The following is a 12,866-nucleotide window of genomic DNA, read 5'->3' on the forward strand; positions in this document are numbered from 1 at the left end:
TGGGGCCAACGCTACGTCCGTGCCACAATAAAGCAGGGTCAAAAGCGAAGCCACACGCACAAAGGACAGCTGGATGGATCTTGAAGCACTGATCGTGAGCGCCGTTGAGCACAAGGCCTCGGACCTGCATGTCGCTGCTGGCGGGCCGCCGGTGATCCGGGTTGATGGCGATCTGAGCACGCTCAGTGATGAGGTCATTTCGCACAAGGCGCTGGAAAAGGCGCTGTTCGAGGTCATGGACGAGGCGCAGCAGGCCCAGTACCGCGACCACCGCGAGGTGGACTTCGCGCTGCAGGTGGAAAACGCCGGGCGATTTCGTGTGAACGTCTACGAGCAGCTCAATGGCCCGGGTGTCGTGCTGCGCGCCATCCCGCAGCAGATCCCGGCGCTGGATGACCTGGGTGCGCCCGAGGTGATCCGTCAGGTTTCAGATCGCTCGCGTGGGCTGGTGCTGGTCACCGGGCCCACCGGTTCCGGCAAGTCCACCACGCTCGCGGCCATGGTCGATCACCGCAACCGCCAGTATCCCGAGCATATCCTCACCATCGAAGACCCGATCGAGTTTGTGCACCCCTCCAACCAGGCGCTCATCACCCAGCGCGAGGTGGGCCATCACACCGTCGATGTGCAGCATGCGCTGCGCGCGGCCCTGCGTGAGGATCCCGACGTTATTCTGGTCGGCGAGCTGCGCGATCCCGACACCATCCGCCTAGCGCTGACCGCGGCGGAGACCGGGCATCTGGTGTTTGGCACGCTGCATACGCGCACCGCCGCGAGCAGTGTCGATCGCATCATCAACACCTTCCCCGGCGACGAGCAGGCGCAGGTGCGGGCGATGCTTGCGGAGTCGCTGCTCGCCGTCATCTCCCAGACGCTGCTAAAGCGCGAGGGCGGGGGCCGCGTCGCCGGGTTCGAGATCATGATGGCGGTGCCCGCGATCCGGAACCTGATCCGCGAGAGCAATCTCGCCCAGATCCCCAACGCCCTTCAGACCGGCCAGGCCCACGGCATGCAGACCATGGCGCAGTCGCTCCAGCAGCTCCAGCGCCAGGGCGAGATCAGCCCCGAAGTGGCGAAAACGGTGACCGACAGCTAGAGGCTGATCTGCTGGGGCGCGATGCTCTGGCGGGCGTAGGGCACGATCTCGGCCACTTCACCCGCCACGCGGCGGCGTTTGACGTCGCGCCAGTACTCAGCGGTCAGCAGGTCGCTGTGTTCGCTCAGAAACGTCTGGCGCAGGAAGGCCGGCATCGCCAGAAAACGGATGAATTCCTCGGGGAAAATGTCATGGGCGCCGACGAATCGGGTGGTGGCATGCTCCATTAACGGGAAGTCTTCATCGGGCTCGGGCAGTTCGTAGAACCGGCAGTCGCTGACCAGCATGACCTCGTCGTAGTCATAGAACACCACCCGGCCCGAACTGGTGACGCCGAAGTTTTTCAGCAGCAGATCGCCGGCAAAGATATTGGTGGCGGCCAGATCCTTGATACAGCGTCCGTAATCGAGGATGACCCGCTTGGCCTCGGCCTCCTCGACCTCGCGGATGTACAGGTTGAGCGGGCGCACCCGGCGCTCGACATAGGCATGGCCAAAGACCAGCCGGTCGCCATGGGCCGCCACCGTGCGGGGGGCCTCCTGCATCAGCTCGTCGATCAGGGCCTCGGAAAAGCGCGCCCGTGGCAGCTCGAGGTTGCGGAAGAACTGCGTGTCGATGAGCCGCCCGGCGTGGTCGTGGCGCGAGACCAGGCGATAGCTCTGGTGCACGTCCTCCTGCGTGGTGGTCTTCGGCGGCCGAAAGACATCGCGCATGATCTTGAACACCAGATTGAACGAGGGGAGGGTGAACACGATCATCACCAGCCCGGCGTCACCGGCGGCATGCACGAACGCATCATCGGTGCGATCCAGGTGGTGCATAAGCTGGCGATAGCGCTCGGTCTTGCCCTGGCGCAGGCGGCCCAGCACCGTGTAGAGCTCGTCGATGGGCTTGTCCGGCAGCAGTCCGTGGAGGAACTGCACCGCCGCCACCACGGAGGTGGGATCGGCAAAGTAGTACGAGCGGGTGTAGGAGAACACCACACCCACCTGCTCGGCGGTGAGCAGGACGGCATCGACGGCGATGCCCTCGTCGTCGTTGCGCAGTGCCACCACGATGGGGCGGACCCGGTCGGCCAGGCGCATCCGCCCGACCAGATAGGCCCGCGTGCCTTGGAAGAAATGCGAGTCGATGAACTCAAAGCGCAGGCAGTCGGCATCGGCCTCCCCGCCGCCGAGCTGCTCGCGGATGGTCGCCGCCATGTCACGCGCATCGGCGTCGCGGTTCACATAGGGGCGCTCGAAGGCAAAGTCCTGGAGTACCCGCTGGCAGGCCTGATCGAGGTCATTCCAGCACGGATAGCGGCGCATGGTGAGTGACTCGATGCCTTCCTCGGGCGGTGGCTGGACAAACTCCACCGCCGCATCCACCCCCCGGGTGCCGAACACCCGCCGGGTGATGGAGTTGAAGAAGGTCTTCATAAATCCCGCATCGGGGACGGCCTCGACCCGCAGACCGAAGCACTCGCGTACCTCGGCCCAGAAGGCGTGCCCGGCCAGATCCTCGCCCAGCTCGGTACGCAGGGTCTCGACGGTGCGCCGGGCCCAGAGCTCGTAGAGCTCGACCCGGGCGGCGATATCCGCCATCTGACCCTTCCAGTCGCGCTCCTCGAAGCGCCGTCCCGCGCGGGCGGTTATCTCTCGAAAGGCGCGGTTGTAATCGAGAAACCCGTCATGGATGCAACGCGCCGCGGTGGCAACCCGCTGATAGCGGGAGGGGCTATCGATCATGGGATGCTCCGCGGCCGTGGTTCACCGGACGGGGCTCAGGCCTGCATGCGCTTGATCATGGCCTCGCCGAACTGCGAGCAGCTCACCTTGGTGGCGCCGTCCATCAGCCGGGCGAAGTCATAGGTGACATGCTTGCTGGCGATGGCCGAGTCCATGCCGGTGAGGATCAGATCCGCGGCCTCGAACCAGCCCAGATGCCGCAGCATCATCTCGGCGGAGAGCACCAGCGAGCCGGGGTTGACCATGTCGCGACCGGCGTACTTCGGCGCCGTCCCGTGGGTGGCCTCGAACACGGCGTGGCCGGTCTGCTCGTTGATGTTGCCGCCCGGGGCGATGCCGATGCCGCCGACCTGGGCCGCCAGCGCGTCGGAGAGGTAATCGCCGTTCAGGTTCATGGTGGCGATCACTTCAAAGTCGGTGGGCCGGGTCAGGACCTGCTGGAGGGTGATATCGGCGATGGAATCCTTGACCAGGATCTTGCCGGCGGCGACGGCGGCGTCCTGCTCGGCGTTGGCGGCCTCCTGGCCTTTTTCGGCCACGGTGCGCTCCCACTCCGCCCAGGTGTAGGTCTCGTTGGCGAACTCGCGCTCGGCCAGTTCGTAGGCCCAGGTGCGGAAGGCGCCTTCGGTGTATTTCATGATGTTGCCCTTGTGGACAATCGTCACCGACTGGCGCTTGTTGTCGATGGCATAGCGGATCGCGCCACGCACCAGCCGCTCGGTGCCCTCGCGCGAGATGGGCTTGATGCCGAAGCCACAGTCATCGGGAAAGCGGATGTTGGCGTGAGCCGAGGGGAAATGCTCGGCGAGCAGCTGCTTGAAGCGCTCGTTCTCCTCAGAGCCGGCCTCGAACTCGATCCCGGCGTAGATGTCTTCGGTGTTCTCGCGGAAGATCACCATGTCGACCTGCTCGGGGTGCTTGACCGGCGAGGGCACGCCGTTGAACCAGCGCACCGGGCGCTGGCAGACATACAGGTCGAGCACCTGGCGCAGCGCGACGTTGAGCGAGCGGATGCCGCCGCCCACCGGGGTGGTCATGGGCCCTTTGATCGAGATCAGGTATTTGCGGATGGCATCGACGGTCTCATCGGGCAGCCAGGCGCCGACCTCGTTGTTGGCCTTCTCGCCGGCGAGCACTTCCATCCAGTGCACCTTGCGGCTGCCGCCATAGGCCTTTTCAACCGCGGCATCCACCACGCGCTGCATCACCGGGGTGATGTCGACGCCGATGCCATCCCCCTCGATGTAGGTGATGATGGGGTTGTCGGGGACATTGAGGACGCCGTTATCCAGGGTGACCGGGGCGCCGTCGGCGGGGACCTGATAGGTGCTCATGATTGGGCCTCTCTCTTACAGTGCGAGTCGTTGTTATCGCCCGCATTCTTTCATATTCACCCCCCGTGGGACAGAGACCCGGCCCCGGCCCGCTCCATGATCAGCGGCCGTGCGGCCTTCCAGAAACGGAAGAACCCGTGGGTCGAGGCTGGCCAATGGAGGACGTCCCAGTCCCGCGGCACAGCCTGGCGGGTGATGCCGTCAGCGGCGAGGACCGGATCCAGGGCGGCCATCGCGTCAGCAGTCGGACCGGTGGGTACGTAGGGGGTCAGCAGCCGATCGACGCCCGCCGCCGTGGCGGCCTCGCGCACCGCTGTCAGCCCGTCGGCGCTCGCCAGGTCGATGGGGCCGATGGCCCGCGCGCCCGGATTGCGGGCCAGGGCATCGGCAAGCCCGGCATGGGCGAAATCCCGAACCCGCGCCGCCACCGGCCCGCTGCTGCGCCAGTCCGTACTCTGCACGGCGATGACCAGTGGCCAGTCCCGCTCACCGAACAGCGACTCCGGCAGCAGGTCATCCTCGGTGATCAGCAGCCCGGTGGTCGGGGTGGCCTGCCAGTCAACCGCGAGCGGTGAGGGCCCCACCGGCGGGCGCTCGACGCCCTCGGGGATCTCGACCTGGGTGTTGATGCGATAGCCGGGGTTGAAGCGGCCCTGTGTGTATTTGTTGATGTTCGATGAGCGCGCGATGTAGGGCTTGCCCGGCGTGTGCAGCCCGGCCACCCAGCGCCAGGAAAGCGTGTTGGAGGCGGGATCGCCGTCGAGCAGGTGGCGGAGGAAGAAATCCGCGCCCAGCGCCCAGGGTAGCTCGAGGGTGAATACCCAGATGCTCGCGAACCACATCCGGGCGTGGTTGTGCAGGTAACCGGTCTCGCGCAGCTCGTCCACCCAGAAGTTGAACGCGTCGATGTCGGTGTCGCCATCCAGCGCCGTCTGCAGGTCGGCGGCCAGCCGACGGTCCTTGGCCACCTGCCCGTGCGCCTCGTCGCAGGCGGCGCGATAGTCATGCCAGTGCACCGGGCGGCGCTCCAGGTAGCCCTTCCAGTAGGTGCGCCAGCAGACCTCCTGAATGAACTTCTCCGCGCCATCCAGGCCATGGGCGGCGATGGCGGCGTCGATGGCCGTCTCCTCGAGCAGCAGGCGATGCCGCAGCCATGGTGACAGCGCGGAGACCGCATTGTCGCCCTCGGGCCCCAGGTCATGGTTGCGGCCGCGGGCGTAGTCGGCCCCGGCATGGGGGATGAAGGCCTCGAGCCGGGCGAGTCCCGCCGGGTGACTGGCCTCAGGGGCGTTCGCGAACATGGGGATTGCTCCTATCGATGCGCTCGTGGGCCAGCAGGTCGCGCTTGCGCGACGCGCCGCCAATGTACTGACCGATCTGGCCATTGCGTCGGATGACCCGGTGACAGGGCAGCAGCACCGGGACCGGGTTGGCCGCCACCGCCGAGGCCACGGCCCGCGCGGCGCCGGGTCGGCCGATGCGTGCGGCCAGCTCGCTGTAACTGACCGGCTCGCCGGCGCGGAGTTCGGCCAGCGCGCGCCAGACCTGCATCTGAAAAGCGGTGCCATGCAGGGCCAGTCGTAGTCGCCTGCGTCCGCCCCAGGGGGCCGGCAGGGGATGCGCCGTACCCGGCCGGCCGGGCGGCGGGCCCTGGAACACCGCCGCGGTCAACCATCGGGCATGCCCTACCAGCAGCAGCGTCCCCCACGGGCCGTGCCACAGCGCCCGCTGCGGGCTGGCGGGGCGCCGGTCGACGGCAGTGATCTCAATGGCAGGCAGGCCCACGGGCTGCTCCTTGTGGCTTGAACACGTTATGCTAGCGCCTGAAAAATCCGCGTGAAACAACGACAGGGAGCCCATTCTATGGCCGATCACGCCAAGCCGTGGACCGAGTCCATGCCTGATGAGCAGTTTACGTTCATCCACGACATTCTGGCCGCGCCCAGCCCGATCGGCCTCGAGGCGGCCATGACCCAGGGCGTGCTGCGCCCGCACATGGAAAAGCATGCGCCCAAGGGGGCTGCGGTGCGCAATTTCATGGGGCATGCCGGCGTCGTACTGGATACGCACCCCGGCCGCGATGACCTTTTTACCGTGATGGTCATCGGCCATGCGGACAAAATCCGCATGCAGGTCCGCAGCATCGGCGAGGACGGCAAGATCTGGATCAACAGCGATTCATTCCTGCCCACCACGCTGATCGGCCACGAGGTCAGCATTTTCAGCGAGGATCCGGATGCCCCCGGGTCGTACCGGCGCTTTGACGGCGGCACGGTCGAGGCGCTGGGCGCCATCCATTTCGCCGATCCCAAGGTGCGCTCCGGCGATCAGGGCGTTAAAAAAGAGCAGCTCTACATCGAGCTGCAGATCCACGGCGATGAGAAGAAAAAACAGGTCGAGGACCTCGGCATCCGGCCGGGTGACAGCGTGCTGATGAACCGCCCGATCCGGCGCGGGTTCAGCCCGGATACCTTCTATGGCGCCTACCTCGATAACGGGCTGGGCTGCTTTGTCGCCGCGGAATCGGCGCGCCTGGTGGCCGAGGCTGGCGGGCCGTCGAACATCCGGATGCTGTTCGCCGCCGCCACCTACGAGGAGATCGGCCGTTTCGGCAGCCGGGTCCTGGTCAGCGAGATGCGCCCCGATGCCATCATCGGCGTCGACGTCAATCACGACTTCGTCGCCGCGCCGGGCATCGGCGATAAGCGCATGTCGCCGGTGACCATGGGCAAGGGCTTCACCATGAGTGTCGGTGCCATCGTGAGCGAGCAGCTCAACCAGCGCATCGAGACCGTCGCCCGCGAGCATGACATCCCCATCCAGCGCGATGCCGTGGGCCCGGATACCGGCACCGATGGCATGGCCGGTGTGCTTGGCAACGTCGACTGTGCGGCGACCTCTGTGGGGATGCCGATCCGCAACATGCACACCATCTCGGAGAGCGGCTGCACCCGGGATGTGCTGGCCTGCACCCACGCGGTGGCGGAGACCCTGAAGGCGCTGGATGCCGAGGAAACCGCACCGGGCACGCTGGCCGCGCGCTTCCGCGACCAGCACCCGCGGCTTGACCAGGCGACGCCGAAGCGCCATCCCGGCTCGGCCTAGCCGCCCGGGGCGGTCGGTGGGCCGGCCGCTCCGTCCTCCCCGGTCAGTGCCGGCAGGTGGTCATCGAGCCAGAGCACGCGATCCGAGCGGGCCTGCAGATCGGTGGCCACCCCGGTGCTGAACACTGCCAGCTCGATGCGCTTGCCGGCCTCCGAGAGGTGCTCCACGGCATCCAGCAGATCGCCGTCGCCGGAGGAAAGGACGAGGCTGTCATAGCGTTCGCGATGGATCAGCGCCAGCGAGGCCAGGCCGACATCAACGCCCATCTGGCGCTGGTTGAACAGCCGATGGCGGCCATCGCCGTGGGGGCAGCGCAGATCGACCTTGGTGCCACAGTCGGCGCACCAGGCGTTTCGCACCCGCTCGCTTTTGAGTCCGTAGAGCTTGACGATAAGGTTGGGGCCGTGGGGCACCGCGGTCTGCAGCCAATTGTGAAAGCGGTCCCGGCCCTCGTTGGGTTCATCCTGCGCGGAGTTGAGGAAATAGCCGCGCCACAGCGCGCCGAGCTCATGCTCGATGAGCTCGCGCAGCCGTAGGTAGTCGATGCGCCGCTGGCTGCCCAGCAGCGCGAGGTTGTTGGCATGAATGTAGCCGGCATCGATCAGCCAGAGTCGTCGCATCAGGGGCATCCGTCGTGGGAAAGCGTGACAGGTTAACGCAATGACAGACAGCGGGCATTGGCTGTCGCTGGCCGCGGCACTGGCCATCGGGGCGGTGATCGGGCTCGAGCGTGGCTGGCAGCGACGCGAGGTGGCTGAGGGCGGCCGCGTGGCGGGGCTGCGCACGTTCATCCTGATCGCCTTCGCCGGCGGACTGGCCGGGGTGCTCGCCGAGCAGACTGGGCGTCTGCTGGTGGGCGTGGCGTTGGCGGCACTGGCAACGCTGCTGGTGATCGGCTATCGACGCCGCTCGCAGGACGAAGCGGATCGCGGCATCACCACAGAAATCGCCGCGCTGGTGACCTTTCTGCTGGGGGTGATGACCACCGCCGCGACGCCACTGCTCGCCACCGCCGGTGGGGTGATCACGGCCACGGTGCTCGGCTTCAAACCCCGTCTGCATGCGCTGCTGCGCCGGGTGGACGGCGTTGAAATGCGTGCCATCCTGCAGTTCGCGCTGATCACCGCGGTGATCCTGCCGTTACTGCCGGACCAGGGCTACGGGCCCTGGCAGGCGCTCAATCCGCGCACGCTCTGGACCATGGTGGTCCTGATCAGTGCCATCGGTTTTGTCGGGCATTTTGCGGTACGGGTGACTGGGCCACGCCGGGGCATCCTCCTGACCGGGCTGTTCGCGGGACTGGCCTCGTCGACGGCACTCACCCTGACCCTGTCCCGCGCCGGGCGCAGCCAGCGGGCCTATCAGCCGCTGTTCGCCGCGGCGGTGGTCATGGCGAGCACCACCATGTTCCCGCGCATGCTGGTGCTGGTGAGCGCCATCCAGCCGGCCATGCTCGCCGGGCTGATCACGCCGGTGGCGCTGATGACCGGCGTCGGGGCGCTCGCGACCGCGGTGCTCGCCTGGCGCTCCCGGGATGGCGGCAGAGGCGCCTCGCAGCCGCCCATGCAACGGCCCTTCGAGCTTGCCACCGCCCTGCGCTTCGCGCTGCTGCTCGCGGCGGTGATGGTGGCGGGCGAAGCACTGCGCCGCTATGCCGGTGATGCCGGTGTCTACGCGCTGTCGCTGGTCTCGGGGCTGACCGATGTCGATGCGATCACCCTGTCGCTTTCGGGCATGGTGGGGGATGGGCTCGACACCACCGTGGCCGAACGCGGGGTGGTGATGGCCGCCCTGGCGAATACACTGGTCAAGCTCGGCCTGGCGCTGGCCATTGCCCGGGGTCGCATGGGGGCACTGGTGAGCATGGGGCTGGGCGCGGTGATTGTCGCCGGTGCCCTGTGGACGGGGAGTACATTCTGGCTATGAATCCACGCCGTGTGATCGGGCTGTCGCGCTCGCTGCTGATCTATGCCGCGCCCTGGCGTCAGCCGGGCTTGCGGCGGTTCTATGCCCCGTTGATTGATCCGGATCGCCCGGTCTTTGATATCGGAGCGCATCTGGGCGATCGCAGCCTGGCGTTCGCCGCGCTGGGTGCGCCGGTGGTGGCGCTCGAGCCGCAGCCGGCCCTGCGGCCGCTGCTCGCCTGGCGGCTGCGACGCTATCCCCGGGCGCAGGTAAGCGGCGAGGCGGTGGGGGATCGCACCGGCGAGGCGACGCTGGCGCTGAGCGATCGCCATCCAACGCTTGCCAGCGTCAATGCCCAGTGGCGCGCGGAGATCGGCCAGCGGAATGCCTCATTCGCCCATGTCGCCTGGGAGCGGACGGTGACCGTGCCGATGATCACCCTCGAGACGCTGATCGCCCGCCATGGCGTCCCCGGGTTCTGCAAGATCGATGTGGAAGGCGCCGAGGAGGCCGTCCTTGATGGCTTGCAGCAGCCCCTGCCGGCGCTCTCTTTTGAGTATGTAGCAGGCAGCCTGGCGCGGGCCCGCGCCTGCGTGGACCGCCTCGAGGCGCTGGGAGATTACCGCTACAACGTCACGGTCGGTGAACAGCGTCGCCTGCAGTTCACCGCCTGGCAGACGGCGCAGGGCCTTGTCGAGTGGCTGGGCGGCCCGGCGCAGACCGCCGGGTCCGGCGATGTCTATGCGCGACTTACCGGGCCCGACGCGCGTGGTAGGCAGCGATGACCGCCGTCATCGCCTCGGCATCGTAGGGGCGCAGGCTACTGACCACCATGCGCTTCGAGGCCTCGCCCAGCGCGCCATCGCCGTCAGCGATTCGGTAGTCGAACTGCACGTCGGCGCGCTTGCCGTTGACCGCCAGTGAGGCATCCGCCGGCGTCACGCGGACATCCGTGCCCGGGGCGCGCTGGATATCGAGTGCCATGCCGTCATAGACCAGAAACGGGCGCTGGGGGTTGAACATGACACCGGCTTCCGCCAGCAGGGGGCCGAGCCGGTCCGGGAAGGTTTCCCCGGATGAGGCGACATAGGCCTCGATCAGGACCAGCAGCGCGGCAGGGTCAGTGGTTACCGGCCGGTCATACTGGACTTCGACGGTGTCGCGGTCGTTTTCATCGGCGATGGTGAACGCCTGTGCCGGCTGCGATGGAAAGCTCAGCCTTGTGCCGGCGCGCAGCATGCCGCGGAAGGACAGGGCAAAGTGGCGCGCCAGCCCATAGCGCCGGACGATCAGCGCGAACAGCAGATCCCCCGGCACACAGAACCGTGACGATTCCGCGTCGTGCAGGGGGTTGTGATCGCCGGCGATCTCCTTGGCGAAGCGGCTACCTTGATCGGCGGTCACCCACAGCTGGTCGCTGTCGGCGTTGTAGAAGTCGTCCAGCCAGTCGGCGGCCGGCGCGGTGCTCGCAGGCATGGTACTGCGCGATTCCTTTTGTCACCCATCCCAAGCCAACCAGTCTACCGCCTCCGCCGGGGCGGAGGCGAGCCGCGCCGCGCCGGGTCAGTGCCCCGCCGAATCGATCCAGGCCGCCACCTGCGCCTGCGAGACCACCGCCCGGTCGGCCTTGAGCCGCTCGGTCAGCGTCTCTGGGTCGGCGGCCGCCAGATCAGCGCGGCTGTGGATGCCGAGCCCGGTGAGACGCCGCTGCATGGCCGGGCCAATGCCGCGGATCTCGGTCAGGTCATTGCTGGCCGGGGTGTCGGCCACCGGGGCCTCGGCAGGTGCCGGTGCCTCGGCGGGCGCCGGTGCCTCTGCCCGGGAGTCGGCGGGCTCCGTCTCCTGACGGGGGGCGTGGGTCGTGTCGTTTTCCTCGCGGGGCAGCCACCAGGTGGCCATTTCCAGCCAACGGCGCATCAGGTTATTCCACATGGTCCGAGTCCTCCGATTGCTCTATGCCGAGTGCGCGCAGCAGGCCACGGTCGGGATGACCGTCGCGGGTCATGGCCTGCTGGCCCTGAAACGATCGTATGGCCTGACGGGTCTGTGGCCCCATTCGGCCGTCCACGGGCCCCACGTCAAAGCCGCGTGTCCGCAACGCTGTCTGCACGGCCTCGATGGTGTCAACCGGCAGGGCCGGGCGGTCCGGTGGCGGGTTGGCCAGCGGCGGCGCGCCCACCAGCCGATCAGCGAGGAGGCCCACCGACAGGGCGTAGGCCCGCGACGGGTTCCAGCGCATGATCACGTCGAAATTGCGGTAGACGAGGAACGCCGGGCCCTCGGCCCCCGCCGGTACGATCAGCCGGGCTTCGAGATCGGCTGCTGGCAGCGCCCCGCCATTGGCCCGGCGCAGGCCGGCCCGCGCCCAGTCGGCGACCGACTGCTCGGTTTCGGCCAGCCGGTAGTCGAATCCCTCGGGCAGGCGGACTTCCCGCCCCCAGCGGTGCTCGGGCTCCCAGCCGCGGGCACGCAGGAAGTTGGCGGCGGACTCGGCGGCATCCGGCAGGCTGTCCCACAGATCGATCCGTCCGTCGCCGTCGGCATCAACGGCATGGTCGCGATAGACACTGGGCAGGAACTGGAAGTTACCCAGGGCGCCGGCCCATGAGCCACGCAGCTGATCAGCGCTGACGGTCCGGTCATCGACCAGCTGCAGGGCGAAAATCAGCTGCGATTCAAAGAACTCGCCACGGCGTCGGTCGCAGGCGAGTGTGGCCAGCGAGCGCACGGTGGACATCGATCCGGTGGTGCGGCCGAAGTTGCTCTCCAGTCCCCAGAAGGCCACCAGATAGCGGGCGGGGACCCCGTATTCGGCCTCGATACGGGCCAGCAGATCGGCATGCTCGCGCAGCAGTCGCCGGCCGCGCTGAATGCGGCCGCGATCGACACGGGCGTTCAGGTAGTCATGCAGCGTCGTGGTGAATTCGGGCTGGCGTCGGTCCAGCTCAATGACCCGTTCGCTGGGCGTGAGTCCGTCCAGCAGCGTATCAATGGTGGTAGGGGCGATATCCCGGGCCCGCGCCGTATCGCGGATGCCATCCAGGCAGGCGGCGAAATCGTCCGGCGGGATGGCGCCCATGGCAGGCGCCGGCAGCAGGGCGATGGCAAGGAGCCCCGGAATGAGTCGGTTCATCGGTGTTGTCCCCCGATCTGACCGCGATTAACGGGAATGTTACCCTCTGCATCTAAGGAATCCCAGTCTGGAGCGACCGTGCCCACAGTTCTTGTCCTTTTCGTGACCATTCCCCTGGCCGAGCTGTTTCTGCTGATCGAGGTCGGCAGCTGGATCGGCGCACTGCCAACCATCGGCCTGTGTCTGCTGACCGCGATGATGGGCGCGGCGCTGCTGCGCCAGCAGGGGCTGCAGACACTCGCCCGGGCGCGTAACAACCTCGATCGGGGGTCGCTGCCGGCGGTGGAGCTTCTCGAGGGCGCGGCGCTGATCATCGGTGGCGCGCTGCTCCTCACCCCCGGTCTGGTGACCGACGTGATCGGCTTTCTGTGCCTGATTCCGCCGACGCGTCGCTGGCTGGTGCGCCTGGCACTGGCGCGCATGGCGGTCCGCGTCGGGCCGGCCGGACCGCCACCCGGGTCGGGATCGGGGTCGGCGGGCGGATCGGATGATCGCCACATCATCGAAGGCGAGTACGAGCGCCGCGACGACGATCCGCGGCGCTGACCGCCGAGGTCCGTCCT

13 protein-coding genes are annotated in these 12,866 nt (G+C 67.6%); 5 read left to right on the plus strand and 8 right to left on the minus strand.

Features of this window, described 5'->3' with window-relative positions; genetic code table 11:
* Positions 1–73: 73 nt before the first annotated feature.
* On the plus strand, positions 74–1,096 hold the full coding sequence (locus BBH56_RS03630; RefSeq protein ID WP_148121970.1) for a type IV pilus twitching motility protein PilT: 1,023 nt from the start codon (positions 74–76) through the stop codon (positions 1,094–1,096).
* Here BBH56_RS03630 and aceK read toward each other — a convergent pair.
* The 4 genes from aceK to BBH56_RS03650 are packed head-to-tail and all read right to left on the minus strand — an operon-like array spanning position 1,093 to position 5,945.
* Positions 1,093–2,826 carry a bifunctional isocitrate dehydrogenase kinase/phosphatase gene (aceK, locus tag BBH56_RS03635; RefSeq protein ID WP_148121971.1) on the minus strand — a complete coding sequence of 578 codons (1,734 nt, stop codon included), beginning with the start codon at positions 2,824–2,826 and terminating at the stop codon, positions 1,093–1,095. The two genes, BBH56_RS03630 and aceK, sit on opposite strands and share 4 nt — an antisense overlap.
* Before the next feature lie 35 nt (positions 2,827–2,861).
* The gene (gene icd, locus BBH56_RS03640) at positions 2,862–4,160 is read right to left on the minus strand and encodes an NADP-dependent isocitrate dehydrogenase (protein ID WP_144347455.1); all 1,299 of its coding nucleotides are present in this window, start codon (positions 4,158–4,160) and stop codon (positions 2,862–2,864) included.
* A 56-nt stretch (positions 4,161–4,216) separates the two neighbouring features.
* Positions 4,217–5,461: an FAD-binding domain-containing protein gene (locus BBH56_RS03645; protein ID WP_148121972.1), complete on the minus strand. Its 1,245-nt coding sequence runs from the start codon at positions 5,459–5,461 to the stop codon at positions 4,217–4,219.
* Positions 5,442–5,945 (minus strand): methylated-DNA--[protein]-cysteine S-methyltransferase, encoded by a 504-nt coding sequence (locus BBH56_RS03650; RefSeq protein ID WP_198515253.1) that lies wholly within the window; start codon positions 5,943–5,945, stop codon positions 5,442–5,444. Before BBH56_RS03650 ends, BBH56_RS03645 begins: the two co-directional genes overlap by 20 nt.
* A 78-nt stretch (positions 5,946–6,023) precedes the next feature.
* Here BBH56_RS03650 and BBH56_RS03655 point away from each other — a divergent pair, with 78 nt between their 5' ends.
* Entirely contained in the window at positions 6,024–7,265 is a 1,242-nt protein-coding gene (locus tag BBH56_RS03655; RefSeq protein ID WP_148121974.1) for a M28 family peptidase, read from the plus strand.
* Here the strand turns inward: BBH56_RS03655 and BBH56_RS03660 are convergent.
* Positions 7,262–7,885, minus strand: coding sequence for an NYN domain-containing protein (locus BBH56_RS03660; RefSeq protein ID WP_148122728.1), 624 nt, complete (start codon positions 7,883–7,885; stop codon positions 7,262–7,264). The two genes, BBH56_RS03655 and BBH56_RS03660, sit on opposite strands and share 4 nt — an antisense overlap.
* 40 nt (positions 7,886–7,925) lie before the next feature.
* Here BBH56_RS03660 and BBH56_RS03665 point away from each other — a divergent pair, with 40 nt between their 5' ends.
* Entirely contained in the window at positions 7,926–9,191 is a 1,266-nt protein-coding gene (locus tag BBH56_RS03665) for an MgtC/SapB family protein (RefSeq protein WP_148121975.1), read from the plus strand.
* Complete coding sequence (locus BBH56_RS03670) at positions 9,188–9,955, plus strand: FkbM family methyltransferase (RefSeq protein WP_148121976.1); 768 nt, start codon at positions 9,188–9,190, stop codon at positions 9,953–9,955. Before BBH56_RS03665 ends, BBH56_RS03670 begins: the two co-directional genes overlap by 4 nt.
* Here the strand turns inward: BBH56_RS03670 and BBH56_RS03675 are convergent.
* The 3 genes from BBH56_RS03675 to BBH56_RS03685 all read right to left on the minus strand — a co-directional run bounded on the left by BBH56_RS03675 (position 9,921) and on the right by BBH56_RS03685 (position 12,303).
* Positions 9,921–10,646, minus strand: coding sequence for a DUF3581 family protein (locus tag BBH56_RS03675; protein WP_148121977.1), 726 nt, complete (start codon positions 10,644–10,646; stop codon positions 9,921–9,923). The genes BBH56_RS03670 and BBH56_RS03675 overlap by 35 nt on opposite strands.
* A gap of 87 nt (positions 10,647–10,733) precedes the next feature.
* Complete coding sequence (locus BBH56_RS03680; RefSeq protein WP_157809082.1) at positions 10,734–11,087, minus strand: helix-hairpin-helix domain-containing protein; 354 nt, start codon at positions 11,085–11,087, stop codon at positions 10,734–10,736.
* A gap of 4 nt (positions 11,088–11,091) precedes the next feature.
* Complete coding sequence (locus tag BBH56_RS03685) at positions 11,092–12,303, minus strand: lytic murein transglycosylase (protein ID WP_148121979.1); 1,212 nt, start codon at positions 12,301–12,303, stop codon at positions 11,092–11,094.
* 78 nt (positions 12,304–12,381) lie between these two features.
* Between BBH56_RS03685 and BBH56_RS03690 the strand changes: the two genes are divergently transcribed.
* A complete protein-coding gene (locus tag BBH56_RS03690) occupies positions 12,382–12,849 on the plus strand; it encodes an FxsA family protein (RefSeq protein ID WP_186295090.1) in 468 nt (155 codons plus the stop codon).
* Positions 12,850–12,866: the final 17 nt, after the last annotated feature.

Origin of the sequence: Spiribacter roseus (assembly GCF_002813635.1) — a bacterium.
GTDB lineage: Bacteria > Pseudomonadota > Gammaproteobacteria > Nitrococcales > Nitrococcaceae > Spiribacter > Spiribacter roseus.

What these genes read in the sequence shown, in the direction of transcription:
- icd (WP_144347455.1), bottom strand. Translation starts at nt 4,160, where the DNA reads ATGAGCACCTATCAGGTCCCCGCCGACGGCGCCCCGGTCACCCTGGAT.
- BBH56_RS03660 (WP_148122728.1), bottom strand. Translation starts at nt 7,885, where the DNA reads ATGCGACGACTCTGGCTGATCGATGCCGGCTACATTCATGCCAACAAC.
- aceK (WP_148121971.1), bottom strand. Translation starts at nt 2,826, where the DNA reads ATGATCGATAGCCCCTCCCGCTATCAGCGGGTTGCCACCGCGGCGCGT.
- BBH56_RS03630 (WP_148121970.1), top strand. Translation starts at nt 74, where the DNA reads ATGGATCTTGAAGCACTGATCGTGAGCGCCGTTGAGCACAAGGCCTCG.
- BBH56_RS03645 (WP_148121972.1), bottom strand. Translation starts at nt 5,461, where the DNA reads ATGTTCGCGAACGCCCCTGAGGCCAGTCACCCGGCGGGACTCGCCCGG.
- BBH56_RS03665 (WP_148121975.1), top strand. Translation starts at nt 7,926, where the DNA reads ATGACAGACAGCGGGCATTGGCTGTCGCTGGCCGCGGCACTGGCCATC.
- BBH56_RS03675 (WP_148121977.1), bottom strand. Translation starts at nt 10,646, where the DNA reads ATGCCTGCGAGCACCGCGCCGGCCGCCGACTGGCTGGACGACTTCTAC.
- BBH56_RS03680 (WP_157809082.1), bottom strand. Translation starts at nt 11,087, where the DNA reads ATGCGCCGTTGGCTGGAAATGGCCACCTGGTGGCTGCCCCGCGAGGAA.
- BBH56_RS03685 (WP_148121979.1), bottom strand. Translation starts at nt 12,303, where the DNA reads ATGAACCGACTCATTCCGGGGCTCCTTGCCATCGCCCTGCTGCCGGCG.
- BBH56_RS03670 (WP_148121976.1), top strand. Translation starts at nt 9,188, where the DNA reads ATGAATCCACGCCGTGTGATCGGGCTGTCGCGCTCGCTGCTGATCTAT.
- BBH56_RS03655 (WP_148121974.1), top strand. Translation starts at nt 6,024, where the DNA reads ATGGCCGATCACGCCAAGCCGTGGACCGAGTCCATGCCTGATGAGCAG.